The 23,248-nt window shown below is 64.3% G+C and carries 21 protein-coding genes and 1 pseudogene; 8 read left to right on the top strand and 14 right to left on the bottom strand.

Features of this window, described 5'->3' with window-relative positions; translation table 11 throughout:
- Positions 1-37 precede the first annotated feature (37 nt).
- Complete coding sequence (locus ACYU03_RS22880) at positions 38-889, bottom strand: MaoC family dehydratase (protein WP_461886884.1); 852 nt, start codon at positions 887-889, stop codon at positions 38-40.
- 2 nt (positions 890-891) lie between these two features.
- Complete coding sequence (locus ACYU03_RS22875) at positions 892-2,244, bottom strand: 3-oxoacyl-ACP reductase (protein ID WP_461886883.1); 1,353 nt, start codon at positions 2,242-2,244, stop codon at positions 892-894.
- Positions 2,245-2,540: 296 nt separating this feature from the next.
- On the opposite strand from ACYU03_RS22875, the gene ACYU03_RS22870 reads away from it, so the two are divergent.
- Both ACYU03_RS22870 and ACYU03_RS22865 read left to right on the top strand, forming a co-directional pair.
- Complete coding sequence (locus ACYU03_RS22870) at positions 2,541-3,818, top strand: acetyl-CoA C-acetyltransferase (RefSeq protein ID WP_461886882.1); 1,278 nt, start codon at positions 2,541-2,543, stop codon at positions 3,816-3,818.
- Positions 3,819-4,005: 187 nt separating this feature from the next.
- Complete coding sequence (locus ACYU03_RS22865) at positions 4,006-4,794, top strand: AraC family transcriptional regulator (protein WP_461886880.1); 789 nt, start codon at positions 4,006-4,008, stop codon at positions 4,792-4,794.
- Here ACYU03_RS22865 and ACYU03_RS22860 read toward each other — a convergent pair.
- The 5 genes and pseudogenes from ACYU03_RS22860 to ACYU03_RS22840 all read right to left on the bottom strand — a co-directional run bounded on the left by ACYU03_RS22860 (position 4,791) and on the right by ACYU03_RS22840 (position 10,132).
- Positions 4,791-5,519 (bottom strand): methyl-accepting chemotaxis protein, encoded by a 729-nt coding sequence (locus tag ACYU03_RS22860; RefSeq protein ID WP_461891532.1) that lies wholly within the window; start codon positions 5,517-5,519, stop codon positions 4,791-4,793. The two genes, ACYU03_RS22865 and ACYU03_RS22860, sit on opposite strands and share 4 nt — an antisense overlap.
- Positions 5,520-5,648: 129 nt before the next feature.
- A pseudogene (locus tag ACYU03_RS22855) lies at positions 5,649-6,737 on the bottom strand (HAMP domain-containing protein); the annotation flags it as partial.
- Between the two features lie 161 nt (positions 6,738-6,898).
- The gene (gene cueR / locus ACYU03_RS22850; RefSeq protein ID WP_461886879.1) at positions 6,899-7,303 is read right to left on the bottom strand and encodes a Cu(I)-responsive transcriptional regulator; all 405 of its coding nucleotides are present in this window, start codon (positions 7,301-7,303) and stop codon (positions 6,899-6,901) included.
- Positions 7,300-9,693, bottom strand: a complete 2,394-nt coding sequence (locus tag ACYU03_RS22845; protein ID WP_461886878.1) for a heavy metal translocating P-type ATPase — start codon at positions 9,691-9,693, stop codon at positions 7,300-7,302. Before ACYU03_RS22845 ends, cueR begins: the two co-directional genes overlap by 4 nt.
- Before the next feature lie 52 nt (positions 9,694-9,745).
- On the bottom strand, positions 9,746-10,132 hold the full coding sequence (locus ACYU03_RS22840; protein WP_461886877.1) for a hypothetical protein: 387 nt from the start codon (positions 10,130-10,132) through the stop codon (positions 9,746-9,748).
- Positions 10,133-10,276: 144 nt separating this feature from the next.
- On the opposite strand from ACYU03_RS22840, the gene ACYU03_RS22835 reads away from it, so the two are divergent.
- Positions 10,277-10,474 carry a heavy-metal-associated domain-containing protein gene (locus tag ACYU03_RS22835; RefSeq protein WP_461886876.1) on the top strand — a complete coding sequence of 66 codons (198 nt, stop codon included), beginning with the start codon at positions 10,277-10,279 and terminating at the stop codon, positions 10,472-10,474.
- 157 nt (positions 10,475-10,631) lie between these two features.
- A complete protein-coding gene (locus ACYU03_RS22830; protein ID WP_461886875.1) occupies positions 10,632-11,813 on the top strand; it encodes a multidrug effflux MFS transporter in 1,182 nt (393 codons plus the stop codon).
- Here ACYU03_RS22830 and ACYU03_RS22825 read toward each other — a convergent pair.
- Entirely contained in the window at positions 11,797-11,961 is a 165-nt protein-coding gene (locus ACYU03_RS22825; RefSeq protein ID WP_461886874.1) for a hypothetical protein, read from the bottom strand. The genes ACYU03_RS22830 and ACYU03_RS22825 overlap by 17 nt on opposite strands.
- A 541-nt stretch (positions 11,962-12,502) precedes the next feature.
- Between ACYU03_RS22825 and ACYU03_RS22820 the strand changes: the two genes are divergently transcribed.
- Together ACYU03_RS22820 and ACYU03_RS22815 are read left to right on the top strand one after the other, a co-directional pair.
- A complete protein-coding gene (locus ACYU03_RS22820; RefSeq protein WP_461886873.1) occupies positions 12,503-13,225 on the top strand; it encodes a transcriptional regulator in 723 nt (240 codons plus the stop codon).
- Between the two features lie 94 nt (positions 13,226-13,319).
- The gene (locus ACYU03_RS22815) at positions 13,320-14,696 is read left to right on the top strand and encodes an MFS transporter (RefSeq protein ID WP_461886872.1); all 1,377 of its coding nucleotides are present in this window, start codon (positions 13,320-13,322) and stop codon (positions 14,694-14,696) included.
- Between the two features lie 117 nt (positions 14,697-14,813).
- On the opposite strand, the gene ACYU03_RS22810 is transcribed toward ACYU03_RS22815, so the two are convergent.
- On the bottom strand, positions 14,814-15,764 hold the full coding sequence (locus ACYU03_RS22810; protein ID WP_461886871.1) for an adenosine deaminase: 951 nt from the start codon (positions 15,762-15,764) through the stop codon (positions 14,814-14,816).
- A 120-nt stretch (positions 15,765-15,884) separates the two neighbouring features.
- Here ACYU03_RS22810 and ACYU03_RS22805 point away from each other — a divergent pair, with 120 nt between their 5' ends.
- Positions 15,885-16,970: a calcium:cation antiporter gene (locus ACYU03_RS22805; RefSeq protein ID WP_461886870.1), complete on the top strand. Its 1,086-nt coding sequence runs from the start codon at positions 15,885-15,887 to the stop codon at positions 16,968-16,970.
- Between the two features lie 4 nt (positions 16,971-16,974).
- On the opposite strand, the gene ACYU03_RS22800 is transcribed toward ACYU03_RS22805, so the two are convergent.
- The 5 genes from ACYU03_RS22800 to ACYU03_RS22780 form a co-directional block, all read right to left on the bottom strand.
- A complete protein-coding gene (locus tag ACYU03_RS22800) occupies positions 16,975-18,330 on the bottom strand; it encodes an 8-oxoguanine deaminase (RefSeq protein ID WP_461886869.1) in 1,356 nt (451 codons plus the stop codon).
- Positions 18,331-18,449: 119 nt separating this feature from the next.
- On the bottom strand, positions 18,450-19,133 hold the full coding sequence (locus ACYU03_RS22795) for an SDR family oxidoreductase (protein ID WP_461886868.1): 684 nt from the start codon (positions 19,131-19,133) through the stop codon (positions 18,450-18,452).
- Positions 19,134-19,520: 387 nt separating this feature from the next.
- Positions 19,521-20,105 (bottom strand): IMPACT family protein, encoded by a 585-nt coding sequence (locus ACYU03_RS22790; RefSeq protein ID WP_461886867.1) that lies wholly within the window; start codon positions 20,103-20,105, stop codon positions 19,521-19,523.
- 9 nt (positions 20,106-20,114) lie between these two features.
- The gene (locus tag ACYU03_RS22785) at positions 20,115-20,777 is read right to left on the bottom strand and encodes a TetR/AcrR family transcriptional regulator (RefSeq protein ID WP_461886866.1); all 663 of its coding nucleotides are present in this window, start codon (positions 20,775-20,777) and stop codon (positions 20,115-20,117) included.
- Positions 20,778-20,848: 71 nt separating this feature from the next.
- Positions 20,849-21,766, bottom strand: a complete 918-nt coding sequence (locus tag ACYU03_RS22780; protein ID WP_461886865.1) for a LysR family transcriptional regulator — start codon at positions 21,764-21,766, stop codon at positions 20,849-20,851.
- Positions 21,767-21,884: 118 nt separating this feature from the next.
- Between ACYU03_RS22780 and aptA the strand changes: the two genes are divergently transcribed.
- On the top strand, positions 21,885-23,231 hold the full coding sequence (aptA, locus tag ACYU03_RS22775; protein ID WP_461886864.1) for an omega-aminotransferase AptA: 1,347 nt from the start codon (positions 21,885-21,887) through the stop codon (positions 23,229-23,231).
- Positions 23,232-23,248 lie beyond the last annotated feature (17 nt).

Genomic DNA, 23,248 nt, shown 5'->3' with positions numbered 1-23,248 from the left:
CATAGCTTCAGGGGCGCACCGATGCAACGCAAGTGCTTTACAGCGTTCGCCAACTGCCCAGCATGTGCAGGAGGTCGCCGTGGCCATCCAGACGTAACTGCCCGCTGCTGGCCACTTCGCTGGCGCTGAGGATCACTTCGGCAGGTAAACGCACCGGTTTGTGGAAATCCACCTCGAAGGTGTAGCCGCTGTTTGGCAGGTGGCTGCGTAGGGCGGCCAGGGTCATGGCCTTGGTCCACATGCCATGGGCGATGGCCTGAGGAAAGCCGAACAGGCGGGCGCTGGCGGCGCTCAGGTGGATCGGGTTGTAGTCGCCGCAGACCTTGGCGTACTTGCGGCCGATATCGCTGTCGGCGTACCAGCGGGTCAGCTCTGCCAGCGTGCCAGGCTCGTCCTCCGACGCCTCGTCCGCCGAGCCTTCCAAGCGTAGGCCGCGCACCAGCATGCGGCTGGTTTCGCTCCAGATCAGCCCCAGGCCATCCTCGGCCTCGGTGACCAGGTCGAAGGTGCCGCCCTTGGCATGGGGTTGCAGATTGTCCGCATGGACCGAGAAGCGCAGGCCATCGATGCCGCCCAGTGGCCGCAGGACGCTGATGCTGTTGTGAAGGTGGACCAGGCCCAGCAATGGGAAGGGGAAGCCAGGGGCGGTCAGCAGTTGCAACTGCAGGGCGAAGGCCATGACATGCGGGTAGGTGCCCGGCAAGCGGCCGTCATCGGCGAAGTGGCAGAGCTTGCGATAGGCGGCCAGGTTGCCGGGCTGGACCCGTAGGAGGCAACGCAGGCCGGTATCCGGCAAGGTGTCGCCGCTTATCTTGCGTTTGCCAAGGGCGCGCAGGTAGAGGCTGGCGCGGGCGTCGGGGCTGTGCAGGTCGTGCCATTGCCGGTTCATGTTCAGGCTCCCATCAGCGCCTGGCCACAGATGCGTAGCACCTGGCCGTTGACCGCGCCGGAACCGGGCTGGCCCAGCCAGGCCACGGTCTCGGCGACATCCTGGGGCAGCCCGCCCTGCCCCAGCGAACTCAGGCGCCGGCCTGCTTCGCGCAGGGCCATGGGGATGGCGGCGGTCATGTGGGTTTCGATGAAGCCGGGGGCCACGGCATTGATACTGCCACCGCGTTCGGCAAGTTTCGGCGCCCAGGCCTGGGCTAGGCCAATCAGCCCGGCCTTGCTCGCCGCGTAGTTGGCCTGGCCGCGGTTGCCGCCGATACCGCTGACCGACGAGAGCAGGATGATGCGCGCACCGTCATGCAGCGCGTTGTTGTCGTACAGGGCTTGGGTCAGTACCTGTGGTGCCTTGAGGTTGACTGCCATGACCGCGTCCCAGTATTCCGGCGTCATGTTGGCCAGGGTCTTGTCGCGGGTGATACCGGCGTTGTGCACGACGATATCGATGCCGTCCGGCAGCGCCTCGAGCAACTGTGTTGGAGCGTCGGTGGCGCAGATGTCTAGGGCCAGGCTGCGTCCGCCGAGGCGCGCGGCCAAGGCGTCGAGATCCGACTTGGCCGCTGGCACGTCCAGCAGCACCACCTCGGCGCCGTCCCGCGCCAAGGTCTCGGCGATCGCCGCGCCGATGCCCCGGGCGGCACCGGTGACCAAGGCTCGGCGCCCGGCCAGCGGACGGGTCCAGTCTTCGACCTGGCTGTCACACCCTTCCAGGCGCAGCACCTGACCGGAGATGAAGGCGCTCTTGGGCGACAGGAAGAAGCGCAGCGAACCTTCGAGCTGGTCTTCGGCGACCGGGCTGACATACAGCAACTGGACCGTTGCGCCATTGCGCAGCTCCTTGCCGAGGGAGCGGCTGAAGCCTTCAAGGGCGCGCTGGGCCACGCTGGCCAGCGGGTCCTCGAGTTGTTCCGGGGCGCGCCCGAGGATGACCACATGGGCACTGGGTGCCAGGCTGCGCAGCAGCGGTTGGAAAAACTCGCGCAACTGACTGAGCTGGTCGCTGTCGGACAAGTGACTGGCATCGAATACCACGGCCTTGAGTTTCGGCCCCAGGCCCGCTACCCAAGGAGGGGATTGCAAGTCTTGGCCTGCGAAGCTGTAGAGTTCGTCGGTCAGACGTTGGGCGAAGCCTTCGACCTTGTTCGCCAGCGGACCGCCGCCGAGCAGCAGGGCGCCCTCGATGGGGCGCAGGCGGCCGGCCTGCCAGCGCTCGAGGTGAGCGGGGCGGGGCAGGCCAAGGGCATCGACCAGGCGCCGGCCGAGGTTGGAGTTGGCAAAGCCGATATAGCGGTCGCTCATGTACGGTTCTCCCTGAAGGCAAGCACTCAAGTGTGGACCATCTTTGCCCCAGGGTCGTTCGAATAGGGAAAAAACACCTAGGCTGTACGGTGATGCTGTTCACTTAAGACATCTGTCGTATGGTTTGGGGCCACTGCGCGCCCATCGCGACACAAGGCCGCTCCCACAAGGCAAGCCCTCTGTGGGAGCGGCCTTGTGTCGCGATGGGCTACGTAGCAGCCCCACCCGAAGGCACTCCGGCTTAAGTGAACAGCATTAGGCTATACGGACATCATCTGAATTGGAGGACATTGCGCATGCGTTCAACGCGCCGGGTCGCGATCATAGGCGGCAATCGAATTCCCTTTGCCCGTTCCAATGGCGCTTATGCCAATGCCAGCAACCAGGCGATGCTGACGGCTGCCCTCGAGGGTCTGGTCGAGCGTTACGGCCTGCATGGCCTGCGCCTAGGCGAGGTGGTGGCCGGGGCCGTGCTCAAGCATTCGCGCGACATGAACCTGACCCGCGAATGCGTGCTTGGCTCGCGCCTGTCGCCGCACCCCCCCGCCTACGATATCCAGCAGGCCTGTGGCACCGGTCTGGAGGCAGCACTGCTGGTGGCCAACAAGATCGCCCTAGGCCAGATCGACAGCGGCATCGCGGGTGGTGTGGACACCACCTCCGATGCGCCGATCGCGGTCAACGAAGGCTTGCGCCAACTGTTGCTGCAGGCCAATCGCGGCAAAAGCCTTGGCGAACGCCTCAAGCCCTTCCTCAAGCTGCGCCCGGGCCACCTCAAGCCGGAATTGCCGCGCAATGGCGAGCCGCGCACGGGGCTGTCCATGGGCGAGCACTGCGAACTTATGGCCCAGACTTGGCAGGTCGGCCGCGCCGAGCAGGATGAACTGGCCTTGCTCAGCCACCAGCACCTGGCGGCGGCTTATGCCGAAGGTTGGCAGGACGATTTGCTCACTCCCTACCTGGGACTTACCCGCGACAACAACCTGCGCCCAGACCTGACCCTGGAAAAGCTCGCCAACCTCAAGCCTGCATTCGAACGCAGCGACAAGGGCACCCTGACCCCAGGCAACTCGACCCCTCTGACCGATGGCGCTTCGCTGGTGCTGCTAGGTAGCGAGGACTGGGCGCGCGAGCGGGGCCTGCCGGTGCTGGCTTACCTGGTCGATGGCGAGACCGCCGCAGTGGACTTCGTCAAGGGCCAGGAGGGTTTGCTGATGGCCCCGGCCTATGCGGTGCCACGTCTGTTGGCGCGCAACGGCCTGAGCCTGCAGGACTTCGACTACTACGAGATCCATGAAGCCTTCGCCGCCCAGGTGCTGTGTACCCTCAAGGCTTGGGAAGACCCTGACTACTGTCGGACCCGTCTGGGACTGGACGCGCCGTTGGGCGCCATCGACCGCAGCAAGCTCAACGTCAAGGGCAGTTCGCTGGCGGCAGGGCACCCGTTCGCCGCCACCGGTGGGCGCATCCTGGCCAACCTGGCCAAGTTGTTGGACCGGGCCGGCAAAGGGCGTGGGTTGATCTCGATCTGTGCGGCGGGGGGGCAGGGGGTGACGGCGATTGTCGAGCGCTGAGGTATTGTGGGGGCAGTGCTATCGCTTCGCGGGCAAGCCCGCTCCTACAGGGGGCCTGCAGGCTTGGATTCTTGTGGTCGACGCAGGGTGAGACGGCACACCAGAAATATCTAGCGGCTTTCACAGGTCCTGCACAAGGTCCGCCATAGCGGTTACGCTGGGCCTGTCAGCAACATCAGGCCCAGCCATGCCGAGTAACGGACACCTTCCTGCCCCACGCACCATCCCTGCCTTGAGCTGCCTGCCCAGGCCGCTCTATGCCCGTGCCGAAAGCCTCGGCGCCGGCTCCTGGACACCACGCCACCGCCATGACTGGGTGCAGTTCTCCTACGCCATCAGTGGCGTGCTGGGGGTCTATACCAGTGATGGCAGCTACTTCGCGCCGCCCCAATGGGGGGTATGGATTCCGGCCGGCACCGAGCATGAGGTGGTGACCTCGATGCAGGCCGAGATGCGCAGCCTCTATGTGCGCCGCGACGCCTGCCCCTGGGCGCCGGCGCAGTGCCGGGTGCTGGAGGTCACGCCGCTGGCGCGCGAGTTGATCAAGCAGTTCTGCCTACTGCCTGTGGATTATCCGGAAGAGGACAGCGCCGAGGCGCGCCTGGTCGGTGTGCTGCTCGACCAGTTGCAGGCGCTGCCCGAGGTGGGTTTCTCACTGCCTCTGCCACGTCATCCAGGATTGCTGGCGCTGTGCAACCGCTTGATCGCCGAGCCGGACCAGGCGCAAACCCTGCAACAATGGGCCCAACACCTGGGGCGCTCGGAGAAGACGCTGATGCGCCTGTTCCAGCGTGAAACCGGCCTGAGCTTCCGCAGCTGGCGCCAGCGCATGCGCCTGTTGTCATCGCTGGCTCTGCTGGAGGCGGGGGAGAGTGTGACCGAGGCGGCGCTGGGTTGTGGCTATGACTCCACATCGGCCTATATCGCCGCCTTCAAGCAGCTCTTCGGGTTCACCCCCGGCGAGCTGCGCCTTTAGGTCCGGAAGCGCCGCACCAGAGTATCCAGTTCGTTGGACAGGCCGGCCAGGCTCTCCGAGTCCAGACGCGCGGCGTTGGCCAGTTCGGCCACCAGTTGGGCGTCGCCGTGGATCTGGCTGATGTGGCGGTTGATGTCCTCGGCCACTTGGTGTTGTTCTTCGGCGGCCGTGGCGATCTGGGTGTTCATGTCGCGGATGATGTCCACCGATTCGCGGATCTGACCAAAGCTGTCACGGGCCTGGCCAATGCGGCTGACCGACTGCTGCGAGACCTCCAGGCTGGCATGCATCTGCTCGGCCACTTCAGCGGTGCGTGAGGCCAGGTTGCCGAGCAGGCCGTCGATTTCGGCGGTGGAGTCAGCGGTGCGCTTGGCCAGCGCCCGGACTTCGTCGGCGACCACGGCGAAGCCACGGCCTTGCTCGCCGGCGCGGGCGGCTTCGATGGCGGCGTTGAGGGCCAGCAGGTTGGTCTGCTCGGCGATGGAGCGGATGGTGCCGAGGATCGACTGGATGGCATTGCTGTCACGTTCCAGTTGCTGGATAGACTGGGCCGACTGCTCGATTTCCTGGCTCAGGCGGTCGACGCTCTGCACGGCCGCATCGATCTGCTGCTGACCTTCGTGGGCCTGCTGCTGGCCGCTGTCGGCCGAGTCGGCGGCCTGACTGCAGGAGCGCGCGACTTCATTGGCGGTAGCGACCATTTCATGGAAGGCAGTGGACACCATGTCCACGGCTTCACGCTGGCGCCCGGCGGCTTCGGCCATGTCGCTGGAAACCCGGGTCGAGCTGCTGGAGGTGGCGAGGATCTGGCTGGCGGCCTGGCCGATGTGCTGGATCAGGCTGCGGATGGCGCCAAGGAATTGGTTGAACCAGTTGGCCAGTTGGGCGGTTTCATCACGGCCGCGCACTTCCAGGCTGCGGGTCAGGTCGCCTTCGCCCTGGGCGATGTCTTCCAGGCCGCTGGTGACGCTGTGGATCGGTCGCACGATGAGCTTGGCGAAGGTCGCGCCAACCGTGGCGAAGACCGCGGCCAGGACCAGGGCGATGATGCCGATCAACCAAGTCAGGCGGGTGGTGGTCTGCATGACTTCGTCGTGGCGGATCAGGCCGATGAAGGTCCAGCCCAATTGTTCGTCCGGGTAGATATTGGCCATGTAGCGTTCGCCGGCCAGCTCGACCTCGACCAGGCCCTTGCCGGCCTTGGCCAGCTCTGTATAACCCTTGCCGAGGCTGCCCAACTGCTTGAAGTTATGCGAAGCGTCGCGTGGGTCGACCAGCACGTTGCCATTGTTTTCCATCAGCATCAGGTAGCCGCTTTCGCCCAGCTTGATCTGCTTGACGATCTCGGTCAGACCCTTGAGCGACACGTCGATGTTGACCACGCCGCCGGGGTTGCCCAACTGGTTGGCCACCGCGCGCACGGTGCTGACCAGGACCGCGTCGTCCCCGGCCCAGTAGTAGGCAGCGGTGCGCAGGGTCTTGCCTGGGTTGGCCATGGCGGTCTGATACCAAGGGCGTTGGCGCGGGTCGTAGTTACTCATGTTCGGATCACCCGGCCAGAAGGCATAGCCGCCGTCGCTCAGGCCGTAGGACACGTAGGCGTAGTCCGGGTGGCTCTGGGCCAGGCGGGTGAAGAAGTCGAACAGTTGCTTGTCCTGTTCGCCGGGGGCGACCTGCGCGGCATCGGCGCCCATGTGCTTCTTCACATCGTTGCCACTGTTGGTGACCAGTGGCTGGGCGGCAAGAAAGTCGACGTTCTGGGAGATGCCCTGGAAGAACAGGTTCATCGCATTGCTGACCTGGCGGATTTCCCGGCTGCTGCCGTCGACGAAATCCTCGCGGGCTTCACCGCGCAGGTTGAGGACCACCAGGGTGGCGACGAGGACGATGGGCAGGCCGGCAATGACGGCGAAGGCCCAAGTCAGTTTTTGCTTGATGTTCATCCACGCTCCCAGAATTTTTCTTGTCAGCACAACGAGGCAGGTGAACAAGACATCGGCAGCGTCTGGGATTTTTGTAGGGAAAGTCCCGTATTTATTGGGTGAAACCTTTGGCGGGGGTTATTTGGTCGCAGGATGGCGTGAATGTCTTGTTGGCGCCAGCCTCAATGGCAGCATTCCCCGCCATTGGCCAGGTCCTTGAGAATCGGACAATCCGGCCGGTCGTCGCCCTGGCAGTGGGCGGCCAGTTCGCTCAGGGTGTCGCGCAGGCTGACCAGTTCCTCGATGCGTCGGTTCAGCTCATCGATGTGCTGCATGGCCAGGGCTTTGACATCGGCGCTGGCGCGCTGGCGGTCCTGCCATAGGGTCAGCAGGCGCGCGACTTCTTCCAGGGAGAAGCCCAAGTCGCGCGAACGTTTGATGAACGCGAGACGGTGCAGGTCATCCTGCTGGTACAGGCGGTAGCCACTGTCGCTGCGCTTGGCCGGCTGGAGCAGGCCGATGGACTCGTAGTAGCGGATCATCTTGGCGCTGAGCCCGCTGCGGCGGGCGGCTTGGCCGATGTTCATGGGGCCTCCTCGCGTGTCGGTGTCCAGGTTTTCAGCCAGAGGGCATTGCTCACCACGCTGACGCTGGACAGGGCCATGGCGGCGCCGGCCAGCACCGGGTTGAGCAGGCCGAAGGCAGCCAGGGGAATGCCGATCAGGTTGTAGATGAAGGCCCAGAACAGGTTCTGGCGGATCTTCGCATAGGTCTTGCGGCTGATCTCCAGGGCAGCGGGGACCAGGCGCGGATCACCGCGCATCAGGGTGATACCGGCGGCCTGCATGGCCACGTCGGTGCCACCGCCCATGGCGATGCCGATGTCGGCGGCAGCCAGGGCCGGGGCGTCATTGATGCCGTCGCCGACCATGGCCACCACCCCGGATTGCTTGAGCGCCGCGACCGTGGCGGCTTTGTCGGCGGGCAATACTTCGGCGTACACGTCGTCGATGCCCAGGGCGTCGGCCACTACCTTGGCGCTGCCGCGGTTGTCGCCGGTCAGCAGGTGACTGCTGATGCCCCGGTCGTGCAGTTGCCGCACCGCCTCTTCAGCGCCTGGCTTGAGGCTGTCACCGAAGGCGAACAGGCCAAGCACCTGTGGCTGTGGGCTACGCTCGATCAGCCAGGACAAGGTACGCCCCTCGGCTTCCCAGGCGTGGGCCTTGGCCGCCAGTTCGCCAGGCTGCAGCCCGCAGTCGTCGAGCAGGCGGCGGTTGCCCAGGGCCAGGTCACGTTGTTCCACGTGGCCGGCGATCCCGCGTCCGGTCAGCGATTGGCTGGCACTGACCGGCGGCACATCCAGGCCTTGTTCGGCGCAAGCGTCTAGCACCGCCTTGGCCAAAGGGTGCTCGCTGCCGCGTTGCAGGGCTCCGGCCATTTGCAACAATTGCGAAGGTTCACCGATAGCGACCTGGCTGTGAACGATGCGTGGGCTACCTGAGGTGAGGGTGCCGGTCTTGTCGAAGACCACGCGGTCGACCGCATGGGCGCGCTCCAGGGCTTCGGCGTCCTTGATCAGGATGCCGTGGCGGGCGGCCACGCCGGTGCCGGCCATGATCGCAGTCGGGGTAGCCAGGCCGAGGGCACAGGGGCAGGCGATCACCAGAACGGAGACGGCGTTGATCAGCGCCGTCTCCAGCGGCACGCCGGCCAGCCACCAGCCGATCAGCGTGAGCAGGGCCACGACCAGCACGGCCGGCACGAAGACCTGGCTGACCCGGTCGACCAGCTTCTGGATCGGGGCCTTGGCCGCTTGGGCGTCCTCGACCAGGCGGATGATACGAGCCAGCACGGTTTCCGTGCCCAAGGCCAGGGTGCGTACCACCAGTCGGCCCTCGCCGTTGATGGCGCCACCGGTGACCGTGTCGCCCGGTTGCTTGGGCACGGGCAGGCTTTCGCCACTGATCAGGGCTTCGTCGGCCTGGCTGTTGCCTTCGAGCACTTCGCCGTCTACCGGGAAGCGCTCGCCCGGCTTGACCAGCACCAGGTCGCCCAGGCGCAATTGGCTGATCGCCACGTCTTCTTCACGCCCTTCGATCACCCGCACGGCGCGTTCGGGGCGCAGTGCTTCAAGGGCACGGATGGCGCTGGCGGTCTGGCGCTTGGCGCGGCTCTCGAGGTACTTGCCCAGCAGTACCAGGGCGATCACCACAGCCGAGGCTTCGAAATACAGGTGGGGCTGGGTGTCGGCGCGGGCTACGGCCCATTCGTACAGGCTCAGGCCGTACCCGGCGCTGGTGCCCAAGGCGACTAGCAGGTCCATGTTGCCGGCACCGGCACGTACTGCTTTCCAGGCGGCGACATAAAACCGCGCGCCGAGGATGAACTGCACCGGCGTGGCCAGCAAGAACTGAGCCCAGGCCGGCAGCATCCAGTGCACGCCAAAGGGTTGCAGCAGCATGGGCAGGACCAGCGGCAGGGCCAGCAGCACGGCAGCGGCCACGGCCAGCCGTTCGCGGCGCAGGCGACGGTTCACGTCAGCCTGTTCGTCCACAGCGGCACGGGGCAGGCTGGCGCTGTAGCCGGCCTTTTCAACGGCGGCGATCAGGGCGTTGTCATCGACAGCGCCGAGCACCTCCAGGTGTGCGCGCTCATTGGCCAGGTTGACGCTGACCTGCCGCACTCCCGGTACTTTGCCGAGGGCGCGCTCGACGCGGCCAGCGCAGGAGGCGCAGGTCATGCCGCCGATCTGCAGCTCCAGGCTACGGCTCGGCACGCTGTAGCCGGCCTGTCGCACGGCATCGACCAGTGCCGGAAGGCTGTCGGCCGGGGCCTGGATACGGGCTTGTTCGGTGGCTAGGTTGACACTGACCTGTTCGGCGCCGACAACGGCACGCAGGGCGCGCTCGACCCGGCCAGCGCAGCTGGCGCAGGTCATACCGGCGATCGGCAGATCGAAAGTGGTGGATGCAGGCATGGCTCTCCTCCTTGTGCTGGCCTCCAGCATCAACCTTGCCACGCGGGTAAGGTCAATAGCCCAGGCCGGAGCGCTTCAGCGTGAGGCCAGTGTGATCCATGGCGATGCGGTAGTTGTTGATCTGGCCCGCCTGCAGGTCGAGCCGGGTGTTGTGCTGGTTCTCGATCCCGGCGCTGCACCCCGGCGCTTGCCCCGGCAAGAGGCGCAGGCGTACGTCCACAGGTCCAGGGGGCAGGTTGAAGGAGGCCGACTGCTCCTGGAACAACCGTCCGGCGAGTTGATCGTTCAAGTAGATGCCGATCTCGCAGGGCGTGGCCACTTCCAGGCGCTCGCGGGAAATGACCAGCACGCTGTAATCCGAGTTGCCCTCGGCACTGGCTGGAGGCGCCAGGGCCAGCGTACCCAGCAATCCGACAAGGCCCAATGCTGCCTTGAGCATGAAAAGTCTCCTGCTTGTGAGTCGTCGAAGGCGCAGCTTGGCCGACCCTCGCACGGATTTCCAGCCCGGCCGCTTGTTGAAGAACTTGACCTTGCCCCGGTGGCAAGCTTGAAACTTCTGAAAACCCTGTAGGAGGCAGACCTAATGCAAGTCTTCAATGTACAAGGCATGACCTGTGGCCATTGTGTGAAAGCGGTGACAAGGGCGGTGCAGGAGCAGGATGCGGCAGCGCAGGTCGAGGTGGACCTGGGCAACAAGCAGGTACGCGTGCAGAGCCAGCTGGCGGCGGAGCAGATCCTGACGGCGATCCGAGACGAGGGGTACCAGGCAGAGGCGGTGTAACGCGGTCGTGGGTGCAGGTTTGCGCTAATGCGGGTCAGTGAAGGCGCCATTGGCGCACGCCAGTTCCTCGACACGCTGTAAATGTTGCAAAGGTTTTCCGTTTGATCATGCAGGACAGGTAGACTAACGGGCTTGCTTAGCCTGCTATGGATTCCCGATGAACCTGCGAATGCTCCTGATCCTCGGCGCCTTGAGTGCGTTCGGGCCGTTGGCGATCGACTTCTACCTGCCCGCCTTTCCGGCCATGGCGCAGGCTTTCGCCACTGACGAGAAACATATCCAGACTACCCTGGCGGCCTACTTCCTGGGCCTGTCCATCGGCCAGTTGGCCTATGGCCCGGTCGCTGACCGCTTCGGTCGGCGCATTCCGTTGCTGTTCGGCGTCGTCCTATTCACCCTGGCTTCGCTGGCCTGCGCCTACGCGCCGAATCTGGACACGCTGATCCTGGCGCGTTTTGTCCAGGCCTTGGGTGGTTGCGCCGGTATGGTGCTGTCGCGGGCGATTGTCAGTGACAAGTGCGATGCGGTGGCTTCGGCCAAGGTCTTCTCGCAGTTGATGCTGGTCATGGGGTTGGCGCCGATCCTGGCGCCGATGCTGGGCGGCGTGCTGGTCAACCTGGCGGGTTGGCAGTCGATCTTTCTCGCGCTGAGTTTGTTCAGCGCGCTGTGCGTCCTGGCCGTGGCGCTCGGCCTGCCGGAGAGCCTGCCGCCGCATCAGCCCCGCCAGCCGTTGTCCGGTGCCTTGCGCCAGTATGGGCGGTTGATCGGCGACAAGGTCTATCTCGGCCATGCGCTGACCGGCGGCATCGCCATTGCCGGCATGTTCGCCTACATCGCCGGCTCACCTTTCGTGTTCATCAAGCTCTACGGTGTGCCTGCCGAGCATTACGGCTGGTTGTTCGGCACCAACGCTGCGGGATTCATCCTCATGGCCCAGGTCAATGCGCGCCTGCTGGCCAAGCGCGGACCGGCATTCCTGCTGGTGCGTGCTGTGTGGCTGTACCTGGGCGCGGGGGTGGTCCTGCTGGGCGTGGCGGCACTGCATCCAGCGCAGTTGTGGCCATTGCTGGTGCCGTTGTTCGTTTGCATTGCCAGCCTCGGCTGCATCATTCCAAACGCTTCGGCCTGCGCCATGAACGGGCAGGGCGCTCGGGCCGGGAGTGCTTCGGCATTGCTCGGTTGCCTGCAGTTCAGCGTCGCCGCTGGCGCGGCGGCGCTGGTAAGCGTATTGCACGATGGCAGCGCCGTGCCGATGACGCTGGTGATCTGCCTATGTGGCGCACTGGTGGTCGGAGTGGCACTGCTGACCCGGCGCCTGCAGTTTAGCCAGCCTGCTTGAGCGGGTGCGGCGCCTGCAGTCGGCTCTGCAGCGTGGCGACGAAGCGTCGCGCCTCGGCTTCGCTACGAAAGCTCACCACGTGCTGGTCGAGTTGAACTTGCCAGGAGCTCTTGGGATTAGGGCTCGACGCACTGACGACGATCTTCATCTCGGATACCTCCAGTGGGCGGACGCTGCTGAATTGTAGCGCTGCCCAGGATGCCCGGCACGATCGGCGCCCGTGTTCGGACTGACGGTCATGGCTGGGGCTGTCGAAGAATTATCGTTTTTCCTTGCCTCCTTTTTTCTTACTGGCTGTCGGCACTGTCTGAGCTCTTTTCCCATCAGCCGCTAGCCGAGCTGCTTTGGCTCTTTGCCGGACGGGCATGCAGGAAATGTTGGCGCCTGCCATGCCTGTCGCCATCTTGTTCCTGGCCTGCAGAGGTTGGCCGACCCTTGGACAGCCGTCGTCCAGCCTCGGCCGGAGGCCGGCTTATACTGCCGTCGGCAGCCAGTGCCAGCGAGAGATACTTCCATGCCAGGGATCGGCACATGAGGTCTCTGATACGAGTGCGGCCACAACTCGCCCAGGCTTCGTCCACCGGGCCGGAGACGCGGGGCGGCGGTCCTGGTAGTTGTGCCTCGCCGCATGTGCTGCCGAATACGCTTAGTCAATCGATATCGGACGTGATCTCGCAGGGAGTTGAGATATGAAAGCAGTCAGCAGTATCAGTCAGATCGCCGGCCTGATGGCCGACCCCAAGCGCAGTGCGATGCTCTGGGCCCTGATCGATGGCTCGGCGCGTCCAGCCGACGAACTGGCCGTCATGACCGGCCTTACAACCTCTTCGGCTTGCGCGCACCTCGCCCTGTTGTCGGCCGGGGGGCTACTCAGGCTCGAGGCGCGTGGGCGCAAGCGCTATTTCCGCTTGGCCAACCCAGCGGTCGGCGCGGCCGTGGAGGCCTTGGCCAGCGTGCAGGTGGAGGCACCTGGCCCCAGGCGCAAGGAGAGCGTGGTCACGTCCTTGCAGATCCCCTTGTCGATGCGTCGGGCACGCCTGTGCCGGGACCATCTGGGGGGTGAGGTCGCGGCGGATCTCTATCAACGGATGGTCGAGGCCGGCTGGCTGGAGGGCAGCGAGCGGCAGCAGGTCGTGAGTCTGGAGGGCCGTACGCAGTTGGCTGCCATCGGTCTCTATATCGATGCGCTGGCGCCAGGGCAGCAACGCAGTTGCGTGACCTGCAACTGTTGTTGTGAATGGCGCGATCAGCGGCCGCACCTGGGGGGCAGCCTGGGCAACGCGTTGTTGAAACTGTTCCTGCAGTCGGGATGGTTACGGGAGCAGGAAGGGTCACGTGCGCTGCAGATCACCGCCGCCGGCTTGCACCAGCTCAACCGCATCGCTCAGGTTCCGGTGTCCCAAGCCATTTAGCGTCGCTGCAACCTTCGCCGATGTCGTTGTTGGCACATTGTGGCCAAGGCCCAGCCATGAGACTCGAACCCAATTGCAATTGGGGGAATCATGCATGGCAGCTCAAGACTACAGTGCGGCGCAGCGTTTGGAGCGCCTGCCGCTCAGCGGTTATCACCGGCGAGTGTTCATCATCATCGCCTTGGCGTTTTTCTTCGACTCGATGGACCTGGCGATGATGACCTTCCTGCTCGGCTCGATCAAAGCCGAGTTCGACCTGAGCACGACCCAAGCGGGCTTGCTGGCCAGCGCCAGCTTTTTCGGGATGGTGCTCGGAGCCTCGTTGTCGGGAATGCTGGGTGACCGTTTCGGGCGCAAACCGGTGTTCCAATGGAGCATTGTCCTTTGGGGGCTGGCCAGCTATCTCTGTTCCACTGCTCAGGATGTCCAGAGCCTGACTCTCTACCGGGTGCTGCTGGGGATTGGCATGGGCATGGAGTTTCCCATCGCTCAGTCGATGCTCTCGGAGCTGATTCCGGCCGAGCGGCGAGGGCGCTACATTGCCCTGATGGATGGCTTCTGGCCGTTGGGCTTCGTGGCTGCCGGCGGCCTTTCCTATTTCCTCCTGCCGCTGATCGGTTGGCGTGACATCTTCCTCGTGCTGGCGGTACCGGCAGTGTTCGTCCTGATCATCCGCTTCTTTTTGCCGGAGTCACCGCGCTGGCTGGAACAGTCCGGTCGGCTGGTCGAGGCCGATCGGGTGCTCACGGGCATCGAGGCGCAGGTCATGGCGTCCTTGCGCCTCCAACAACTACCGGTACCCAGGCCGATGGCGCGAACAATGTTCCAGGCGCCGGGGTTCTTCTCGGCCTTCCTCGAACTCTGGACGCCGGCCTATCGACGCCGGACCTTGATGATTTGGAGCCTCTGGTTCTTTGCCCTGCTGGGCTTCTATGGCCTGACCTCCTGGCTCAGCGCCTTGCTGCAGCAGTCAGGCTTCGCCGTGACCCAATCGGTGTACTACACGGTGCTGATCTCCCTGGGCGGGATCCCGGGTTTTCTCGTCGCCGCCTGGCTGGTCGAGCGCTGGGGGCGCAAGCCTACTTGTGTGCTGACCTTGCTGGGCGGTGGGGCCATGGCCTACGTGTACGGGCAGAGCGCTGTGTTTGGTGGCCAGCTGGAGTTGCTGATCGGCAGTGGCCTGCTGATGCAGTTCTTCCTGTTCGGCATGTGGGCTGTGCTCTACACCTATACCCCAGAACTCTATCCCACGTCGGCCCGGGCGACCGGTTCGGGCTTCGCCTCGGCGGTCGGACGCATCGGTTCGTTGCTCGGGCCTACCGTCACTGGCCTGCTGTTCCCGCTGGCCGGCCAGGGTGGCGTGTTCGCGCTGGGGGCGCTGTGCTTTGTCGTTGCGGCGCTGGTGGTGGGAGTGTTTGGCGAGGAGACGCGGGGGCGGACATTGGAGGAGTTGAGCGAGGTGAGGGACTGAGATAGGCGTACTGGCCTTTTCGCTGGCAAGTCGGTTCGGCGCCCCGACTTGCCAGCGAATCGAGGGCGAAGCCCTCGTCTGGGTTGCTACTGGCTCCGGGCCGGCCGAATCCAGGCGCTACTTGACCAAGCGGGCATCCAGGCTGTTCTGCGCCAGGCGGCGGGCCTGGTCTTCGGTCATGCCCAGGTGGGTGTGCAGGGCGTGGAAGTTCTCGGTCACATAGCCACCGAAGTAGGCCGGGTCGTCCGAGTTCACGGTGACCTTCACTCCACGCTCGAGCATGTCGAGGATGTTGTGCTGACCCATATGCTCGAACACGCACAGCTTGGTGTTGGACAGCGGGCAGACGGTCAGTGGGATCTGCTCGTCGATGATGCGCTGCATCAGGCGTTCGTCCTCGATGGCGCGCACGCCATGGTCGATACGTTGGATCTTCAGCAGGTCGATGGCTTCCCAGATGTATTCGGGCGGGCCTTCCTCACCCGCGTGGGCCACGGTCAGGAAGCCTTCGCCCCGAGCGCGGTCGAACACGCGTTGGAACTTGCTTGGTGGGTGCCCCTTTTCCGAGCTGTCCAGGCCAACGGCGATGAAAGCGTCGCGGTATGGCAGGGCCTGGTCCAGAGTCTTGTGCGCTTCGTCTTCGCTCAAGTGGCGCAGGAAGCTGAGGATCAGGCCGCTGCTGATGCCCAGTTGTTCACGGCCATCCTTGAGCGCCTGGCTGATGCCGTTGAGCACCACTTCGAAGGGCACACCGCGGTCGGTATGGGTCTGCGGATCGAAGAAGGGCTCGGTGTGGATGACATTCTGTGCCTTGCAGCGTTGCAGGTAGGCCCAGGTCAGGTCGTAGAAGTCCTGTTCGGTGCGCAGGACATCGGCACCCTGGTAGTAGAGGTCGAGGAACTCCTGCAGGTTATTGAAGGCATAGGCGCCACGCAGGGCTTCGACATCGTCCCAGGGCAGGGCGATCTTGTTGCGCTCGGCCAGGGCGAACAGCAGCTCGGGCTCCAGTGATCCCTCCAGGTGCAGGTGCAGTTCGGCCTTGGGCAAGGCGTTGAGCCAGTCATACATGGTTTGGGAATCTCGATCAGGTACGGTTGCCATCATTCTACAAGAGGTTGTCCGGCCTGCGCGCTGAAACCTGGTGTTGTGGCTATAGTCCCTATCCTGGAGCCAGGAGGACTCGCCTTGATGCTCGAACTGCTGAAACAGGAGAAGTACCTGCTGCTGGCGATTGTCATGGCCACCCTGGCCTGGCCGCTCGAACCGCAGTTGATCGGGCATGGCCATGGCGTTGCGCTGGTCGCCGGCCTGGTGCTGGTCGCCGCCATCATCTGCGCTTCAATGCGGGTGGCGCATCATGCCGAGGTGTTGGCCGAGCAGGTAGGCGACCCGTACGGGACCATGATCCTGACGCTCTCGGCTGTCCTGGTGGAGGTGGTGGTCCTGGCCATCATGATGAGTAACCAGGCGTCGCCGACTCTGGTCCGTGACACCATCTATTCGGCTGTCATGCTCGACATCAACGGCATCCTTGGGCTGGCGGCGCTGATGGGCGGGCTCAAGCATGGCGAGCAATCCTATAACGACGACTCGGCGCGTACCTACAGCGTCATGATCATGACCGCCATGGGCGTGTCGATGGTCGTGCCGGAGTTCATCCCGGAGGACGACTGGAAGCTCTATTCAGCGTTCACCATTGCCGCGATGCTGATGTTCTATGCGGTGTTCCTGCGTATGCAGGTCGGCCCGCACAGCTACTTCTTTAGCTACAGCTACCCAGAGAAGAAACGCCGTGCGCCGGTGAGCGCGGCGCCGCCGGCAAACAAGGCGCGTTCGATTGCAATGCTGGTCTGTGGCGTGGTGGTGATCGGCCTGCTGGCGGAGGTGATGTCGCTGTCTCTCGATTACGGCCTGGAGGGCAGTGGCGCGCCTCCGGTGCTGATGGCGATCGTGGTAGCGGCGATATCCGCCGCTCCCGAGATACTCACCGCCTTGCGAGCGGCGCTGGCCAACCGCATGCAGTCGGTGGTCAACATCGCATTGGGCGCGTCACTGTCGACGGTCATCCTCACCGTTCCGCTGATGGAGGCGATGGCGCTCTACACCGGGCAGCCATTTCAGATGGCAATGACGCCGGTGCAGACGGTGATGGTCTTCATTACCTTGCTCGTCTGCGCCATCAACCTGAACGATGGCGAAACCAACGCCATCGAGGGCATGACCCACTTTGTGTTGTTCGCCACCTTCATCATGCTGGCCATGCTCGGCCTTTGAGGCGTCAGCCGGCGATCAACTGGGCCGCGGCCTGGCGATGGTCGGCAATCAGGGCCTGGACATCCAGCCCTTCGATCTGGCCGTCGATGACCCGCCACTGGCCGCCGACCATGACCCGGTCGGCACGGTCGGCACCGCACAGCAACAGGGCCGACAGCGGATCGTGGCTGCCGGAGAAGCGCAGTTCGTCGAGCTTGAACAGGGCCAGGTCGGCCTGCTTGCCCACCGCCAGTTCACCGATATCGCTGCGACCGAGCAAGCGTGCCGAGCCTCGGGTGGCCCAGCCCAACGCCCGCTCTGGCGTGATCTGTTGCGCCCCGTAGCGCAAGCGTTGCAGATACAGGGCCTGGCGGGCTTCCAGGATCATGTTCGAAGCGTCGTTGGAGGCCGAGCCGTCCACCCCCAGGCCGACTGGCGCGCCCGCTGCTTCCAGTTCAACGGTCGGGCAGATACCTGACGCCAGGCGCATGTTCGAGCTAGGGCAGTGGCAGATGCCGGTGCCCGCGGCGCCCAGGCGGGCTATCTCCTCAGGGTTGAAATGGATGCCGTGGGCCAGCCAGGTACGTGGGCCGAGCCATCCGACGCTGTCCAGGTAATCGACGGTGCGCAGGCCAAAACGCTGCAGGCAGAAATCCTCTTCGTCGAGGGTCTCGGCCAGGTGGGTGTGCAGGCGTACGTCCAGTTCTTCGGCCAGGGCAGCGCTGGCGCGCATGATTTCCGGAGTGACCGAGAAGGGTGAGCAGGGCGCCAGGGCAATCTGGATCCGGGCGCCGTCGCCGCGCTCGTGGTAGCTGTGGATAAGCCGCTGGCTATCGGCCAGGATGACTTCGCCTTGCTGCACCGTCTGCTGGGGAGGCAGGCCACCGTCGGCCTCGCCCAGGCTCATCGAGCCCCGGGTGAGCATGGCGCGCATGCCCAGCTTGCGCACACTCTCGACTTGTACGTCGATAGCGTGGTCGAGCCCCTCGGGAAAAAGGTAGTGATGGTCGGCGGCGGTGGTGCAGCCCGACAGTAACAGTTCGGCCAGGGCGACCTGGCTGGCCAGCTTCAGCTTGGCTGGGGTCAGGCGCGCCCAGACTGGGTAGAGGGTCTTGAGCCAGGGGAACAGGGGTTGGTTGACCACGGGCGCCCAGGCGCGGGTCAGGGTCTGGTAGAAGTGATGGTGGGTGTTGATCAGGCCGGGCAGCAGCACATGCTCGCGGGCGTCGAAGACCTGCCCACAGGGGGCGCTGGGGCTTGCGCCTGGGGCGAGGAGTTCAGTGATGCGGCCATCTTCGATGACCACGCCGCCACGGGCGTCGAGGCTGTTGGCGGTGAAGATGGCGAGAGGGTCTTTCAACCAGATACGGATCGCAGGCATGGTGCCGGCTCCTCTGAAAGTGGGTTCAGGTTAGCCAGCTCAGTGTTGCCCTGTCTGCTGATCCAGGTCCGCCGCGGGGCGAGGCATCGAGTCTACTGCCTCGCCGTGCGGCTTTCAATTCACCAGATCAGGGCTTCGCCTTTGTAGTTGATGAAGCGCAGGCCACCGTTGCCGCTCTGGGCCTTTACCTGCTCGAGCATGCCACGGGTGCTGGTGAGCACATCGATCTCGGCGTTCTCCCCGCCCATGTCGGTCTTCACCCATCCAGGGTGCATGGCCAGTACGCAGAGGTCGGGGCGTTGCAACTGCACCACGAAGCTGTTGATCATCGAGTTCAAGGCCGCCTTGCTGGCCTTGTACAGGCAGATCTCGACGCCATCGGGGATACTCACGCTGCCGAGGATCGAGCTCATGAATGCCAGGACACCACTGCCTTCGCGGACCTGGCCGACCAGGCGCTGGGCGACGCGGATCGGTGCCACGGCGTTGGTCATGAACAGTTCGCCCACGTCCTTGAGCTGGGCGCTTTCGGGGTCCTGCGGCTGGGGGCCCATGACCCCAGCATTGACGAACAGCAGATCGAAAACTTCACCTTGCAGGCTCTTCTGCAGGGCATCGAGTTGGGCGCTGTTGTTCATGTCCAGGGTCTCGATGCGTACACCCGGCTCTTGGCCGAGGGCGCCGGGATTCTGTTTGTCGCGGACCGTGGCGGTGACGTTCCAGCCGTCTTCACGCAGGCGTTGCACCAGGCCGAGGCCCAGTCCGCGGGATGCGCCGATGATCAGGGCATTTTTGGTCGACATGAGGACACTCCTTGAGCAGGTGGATGGCGGGGTGATGAGCATACTGTAGGGGCACAGCCGATACTTGCCTGATTATGTGGCTGGATGAAAAACGTACAAGCCTGCCGAATCCCGCTGCTGTCGGCCTCAGCCGCAAGGGCTCACGGGTTATCCACAAGCTGTTCCACAGTATCTGTGTGAAAGCGTGGAAGGCGGGAAACGCCCGTTGCAAGCGGGTTAAAGCGGCCTAGTCTGGGGATAAGTCGCCGCTATTCAGTCGCTTGACGCGTTGTCATTAAATTGTGATCAAAATATGATCATCAGGCTGGAGGCCAGGCGTTTCAAGGCTTGTGGCGGAATGCCCCAAGCTTATCCACAGGCAGGCCCACAGTAGTTGTGGGCAACGGCTCAGCGAGGTTCCAGGCGGATGCGGCCGCGGCTGAGGTCGGCCAATTGCTGTTGCAGGGTCGGCAAGTGGCTTTCGCCCACGGCCAGCAGGAGGTCCACGCCATTGGCGGTGAACTGCTCGTCCAGCACCAGACCGTCGACTTCGGCCAGCCGCAGCTTGAGCAGCGCCAGTTCACTGAAGGTACAGCTGCAGTTGAATTCACTGCGATTGACCAACAGGCGCTTGGGGGCCTGCTGCAGGCATTTGTTGGCGCCGCCGCCATAGGCCCGGGCCAGGCCGCCGGTGCCCAGCTGGATGCCGCCGTACCAGCGGATCACCAGCACCACGACCTGGTCGCAGTCTTGGGCCTCGATGGCGGCGAGGATCGGTCGCCCGGCCGTGCCGCCTGGTTCGCCGTCGTCGCTGCTGCGGTACTGGGCGCCGAGTTTCCAGGCCCAGCAGTTATGGGTGGCGGCCAGGTCGCTGTGGCGCTCGATGAAGCTCATGGCATCCGCGGCGCTGCTGATGGGGCCGGCCAGGGTGATGAAACGGCTCTTGCGAATCTCTTCGCGGTATTCGCAGAGGTCTAGCAGGGTAGAAGGCATAGGTCCGGGTCAGGCTGGTGGTGTCAGGCCACAGCCTTTGAGAATGATGTGGATAAGGTTGTTGCTGGCGTCTTCCATGTCCTGCTTGGTCAGGCGGCTGCGGCCAGTGACCTGGCAGATCTGCGTGGCGAAGTCGGCATAGTGCTGGGTGCTGCCCCAGAGCAGGAAGATCAGGTGCACCGGGTCGACCGGGTCCATCTTGCCCGCGTCGATCCAGGCCTGGAATACCGCCGCACGTCCCCGGAACCAATCACGGTAGTCGGCGCTGAAGTACTCGGTCAGGCATTGGCCGCCGCTGATCACCTCCATGGCGAAGATCCGCGAGGCTTGCGGGTTGCGCCGGGAGAACTCCATCTTGGTGCGGATGTACTGGCTCAGCGCCTGGGCTGGATCGTCGTCGACGCTCAAGGCGTTGAAGGTGCTGTCCCACAGCTCGATGATATTGCTCAGCACGGCGATGTACAGGCCGAGCTTGTTGGTGAAGTAGTAATGCAGGTTTGCCTTCGGCAGCCCGGCCTTCAGCGCGATGGTGTTCATGCTGGTGCCCTTGAAACCGTGGCGGGCGAACTCGTCTTCGGCGGCCTGGATGATGGCCTGTTCGTTCTTCTGTCGGATGCGGCCAGCGGGCTTGCCCGAGGCTGGGATGCGATGCGCAGGGACTTCAAGGGTCATGGACGGATTCCGGACGGGTCGGTGGCAACGGGTGCCGAACAGATTACCTGCCTGTGGCGAAGTGACAAGCATTAGCGTGTGGCGGCCAGGCTTTCAAGGAAACTCTCCAGCACCAGGTTCGGTCGGCGGCCTTTGCGTGTCACCCAGCTCAGGCTGAGATCGTAGAAGCGCTGGGCCGGTTTCAGGGCCCGCAGGCGGCCTTGCTGCACCCAGAAGGTGGCGTAGTGATCGGGCAGGTAGCCGATGTAGCGTCCGGTGAGGATGAGGAAAGCCATGCCTTCCCGGTCAGATGCACTGGCGGTGCAGCGTAGGGCCTGGTAGTGGGCCTGGATATCGGCCGGTAGGCGGAAGGTCGGGGCAATGGCCTCCTGGCTGTTCAGGCGTTCGTCGTCGATCTGCTGGTCGTCGGCATAGAACAGCGGATGGCCGACCGCGCAGTAGAGCAGTGAGCGCTCGCTATACAGCGGCTGATACTCGAGTCCGGACAGCGGGCTGGTCTGCGGCACTACGCCAACGTGCAGGCTGCCGTCGAGCACGCCCTGTTCGACCTGGCTCGGCGCGATCATGCGGATCTGGATGCGCACGTCGGGGCCCCGGTCCTTGAGCTCGGCCAGGGCATGGGTGATGCGCATGTGCGGCAGGGTCACCAGGTTGTCGGTGAGGCCAATGTTCAGTTCGCCGCGCAGGTGCTGGTGCAGGCCATTGACCTCGGTGCGGAAGGTTTCCAGGGCGCTGAGCAGTTGCAGTGCCGAGTGGTAGACCTCGCGGCCTTCCTCGGTCAGCGAGAAACCGGCGCGGCCACGCTGACACAGGCGCAGGCCTAGGCGTTGCTCCAAGTCGCTCATCTGCTGGCTGATGGCCGAGCGGCCGATGCCCAGGACATTCTCCGCTGCCGAGAAGCCACCGCATTCGACTACGCTGCGGTAGATCTTCAAGAGTCGGATGTCGAAATCGCTGACTTGGGCGAGGGGGGCGGGACGCCGGCTCATAGTTTAGTCCGCAGCTAACTGAAGATTAGAAAAGTAGGCTTTTTCAGACTTTATCGCCATGACAACGTAGCTGCAACAACACCCATCGTTGCCTAATCGTCTTGCGAGGAACCGCCCGATGAACATGCCCGAACCCGCCCACTCCGGTCTGGCCAGCCAGCTCAAGCTGGACGCCCACTGGATGCCCTACACCGCCAACCGCAATTTCCAGCGCGACCCGCGGCTGATCGTGGCGGCCGAGGGCAGCTACCTGGTCGATGACAAGGGGCGCAAGATCTATGATGCCCTGTCCGGCCTGTGGACCTGTGGCGCCGGGCACACCCGCAAGGAAATCCAGGAAGCCGCTGCCCGTCAGTTGGGCGTACTGGATTACTCGCCAGCGTTCCAGTTCGGCCACCCGCTGTCGTTCCAGCTGGCCGAGAAGATCACCGAGCTGACCCCGGGCAACCTCAACCACGTATTCTTTACCAACTCCGGCTCCGAGTGCTGCGACACGGCGGTGAAGATGGTGCGTGCCTACTGGCGCCTGAAAGGCCAGGCCACCAAGACCAAGCTGATCGGCCGTGCCCGTGGCTACCACGGCGTGAACATCGCCGGTACCAGCCTCGGTGGCGTCAACGGCAACCGCAAGCTGTTCGGCCAGTTGCTGGACGTCGACCATCTGCCGCACACCGTGCTGCCGGGCAACGCCTTCACCAAGGGCATGCCGGAGGAGGGCGGTATCGCCCTGGCCGATGAGATGCTCAAGCTCATCGAGCTGCACGATGCGTCCAACATCGCTGCGCTGATCGTCGAGCCGCTGGCCGGTTCCGCAGGCGTGCTGCCGCCACCGAAGGGCTACCTCAAGCGCCTGCGCGAGATCTGCGACCAGCACAACATCCTGCTGATCTTCGACGAAGTGATCACCGGCTTCGGTCGCATGGGGGCCATGACCGGCGCCGAGGCTTTCGGCGTGACGCCGGACCTGATGTGCATCGCCAAGCAAGTGACCAACGGCGCCATCCCGATGGGCGCGGTGATCGCCAGCACCGAGATCTATCAGACGTTCATGAATCAGCCGACGCCTGAGTACGCCGTGGAGTTCCCGCACGGCTATACCTACTCGGCCCACCCTGTGGCCTGTGCGGCCGGCATTGCCGCGCTGGATCTGCTGCAAAAGGAAAGACTGGTGCAGTCGGCCGCCGAGTTGGCGCCTCACTTCGAAAAAGTGTTGCACGGCATCAAGGGCACCAAGAACGTCATCGATATCCGCAACTACGGCCTGGCGGGCGCGATCCAGATCGCCGCGCGCGACGGTGATGCCATCGTGCGTCCTTATGAGGTAGCGATGAAGCTGTGGAAAGCCGGCTTCTATGTACGGTTCGGCGGCGACACCCTGCAGTTCGGGCCAACCTTCAACAGCCAGCCGCAGGAACTGGATCGCCTGTTCGATGCAGTCGGCGAAGCCCTGAACCAGATCGACTGATTTACCTGACTTTGTCT

This window comes from Pseudomonas sp. X10 (genome assembly GCF_054889225.1).
Note: the sequence above shows the minus strand (reverse complement) of the source record. Positions and strands in the feature narration are given on the sequence as shown.

Coding starts and splice junctions, on each gene's coding strand:
- ACYU03_RS22880 (WP_461886884.1), bottom strand. CDS start 889: ATGAACCGGCAATGGCACGACCTGCACAGCCCCGACGCCCGCGCCAGC.
- ACYU03_RS22875 (WP_461886883.1), bottom strand. CDS start 2,244: ATGAGCGACCGCTATATCGGCTTTGCCAACTCCAACCTCGGCCGGCGC.
- ACYU03_RS22870 (WP_461886882.1), top strand. CDS start 2,541: ATGCGTTCAACGCGCCGGGTCGCGATCATAGGCGGCAATCGAATTCCC.
- ACYU03_RS22865 (WP_461886880.1), top strand. CDS start 4,006: ATGCCGAGTAACGGACACCTTCCTGCCCCACGCACCATCCCTGCCTTG.
- ACYU03_RS22860 (WP_461891532.1), bottom strand. CDS start 5,519: ATGGTGTCCACTGCCTTCCATGAAATGGTCGCTACCGCCAATGAAGTC.
- cueR (WP_461886879.1), bottom strand. CDS start 7,303: ATGAACATCGGCCAAGCCGCCCGCCGCAGCGGGCTCAGCGCCAAGATG.
- ACYU03_RS22845 (WP_461886878.1), bottom strand. CDS start 9,693: ATGCCTGCATCCACCACTTTCGATCTGCCGATCGCCGGTATGACCTGC.
- ACYU03_RS22840 (WP_461886877.1), bottom strand. CDS start 10,132: ATGCTCAAGGCAGCATTGGGCCTTGTCGGATTGCTGGGTACGCTGGCC.
- ACYU03_RS22835 (WP_461886876.1), top strand. CDS start 10,277: ATGCAAGTCTTCAATGTACAAGGCATGACCTGTGGCCATTGTGTGAAA.
- ACYU03_RS22830 (WP_461886875.1), top strand. CDS start 10,632: ATGAACCTGCGAATGCTCCTGATCCTCGGCGCCTTGAGTGCGTTCGGG.
- ACYU03_RS22825 (WP_461886874.1), bottom strand. CDS start 11,961: ATGAAGATCGTCGTCAGTGCGTCGAGCCCTAATCCCAAGAGCTCCTGG.
- ACYU03_RS22820 (WP_461886873.1), top strand. CDS start 12,503: ATGAAAGCAGTCAGCAGTATCAGTCAGATCGCCGGCCTGATGGCCGAC.
- ACYU03_RS22815 (WP_461886872.1), top strand. CDS start 13,320: ATGGCAGCTCAAGACTACAGTGCGGCGCAGCGTTTGGAGCGCCTGCCG.
- ACYU03_RS22810 (WP_461886871.1), bottom strand. CDS start 15,764: ATGTATGACTGGCTCAACGCCTTGCCCAAGGCCGAACTGCACCTGCAC.
- ACYU03_RS22805 (WP_461886870.1), top strand. CDS start 15,885: ATGCTCGAACTGCTGAAACAGGAGAAGTACCTGCTGCTGGCGATTGTC.
- ACYU03_RS22800 (WP_461886869.1), bottom strand. CDS start 18,330: ATGCCTGCGATCCGTATCTGGTTGAAAGACCCTCTCGCCATCTTCACC.
- ACYU03_RS22795 (WP_461886868.1), bottom strand. CDS start 19,133: ATGTCGACCAAAAATGCCCTGATCATCGGCGCATCCCGCGGACTGGGC.
- ACYU03_RS22790 (WP_461886867.1), bottom strand. CDS start 20,105: ATGCCTTCTACCCTGCTAGACCTCTGCGAATACCGCGAAGAGATTCGC.
- ACYU03_RS22785 (WP_461886866.1), bottom strand. CDS start 20,777: ATGACCCTTGAAGTCCCTGCGCATCGCATCCCAGCCTCGGGCAAGCCC.
- ACYU03_RS22780 (WP_461886865.1), bottom strand. CDS start 21,766: ATGAGCCGGCGTCCCGCCCCCCTCGCCCAAGTCAGCGATTTCGACATC.
- aptA (WP_461886864.1), top strand. CDS start 21,885: ATGAACATGCCCGAACCCGCCCACTCCGGTCTGGCCAGCCAGCTCAAG.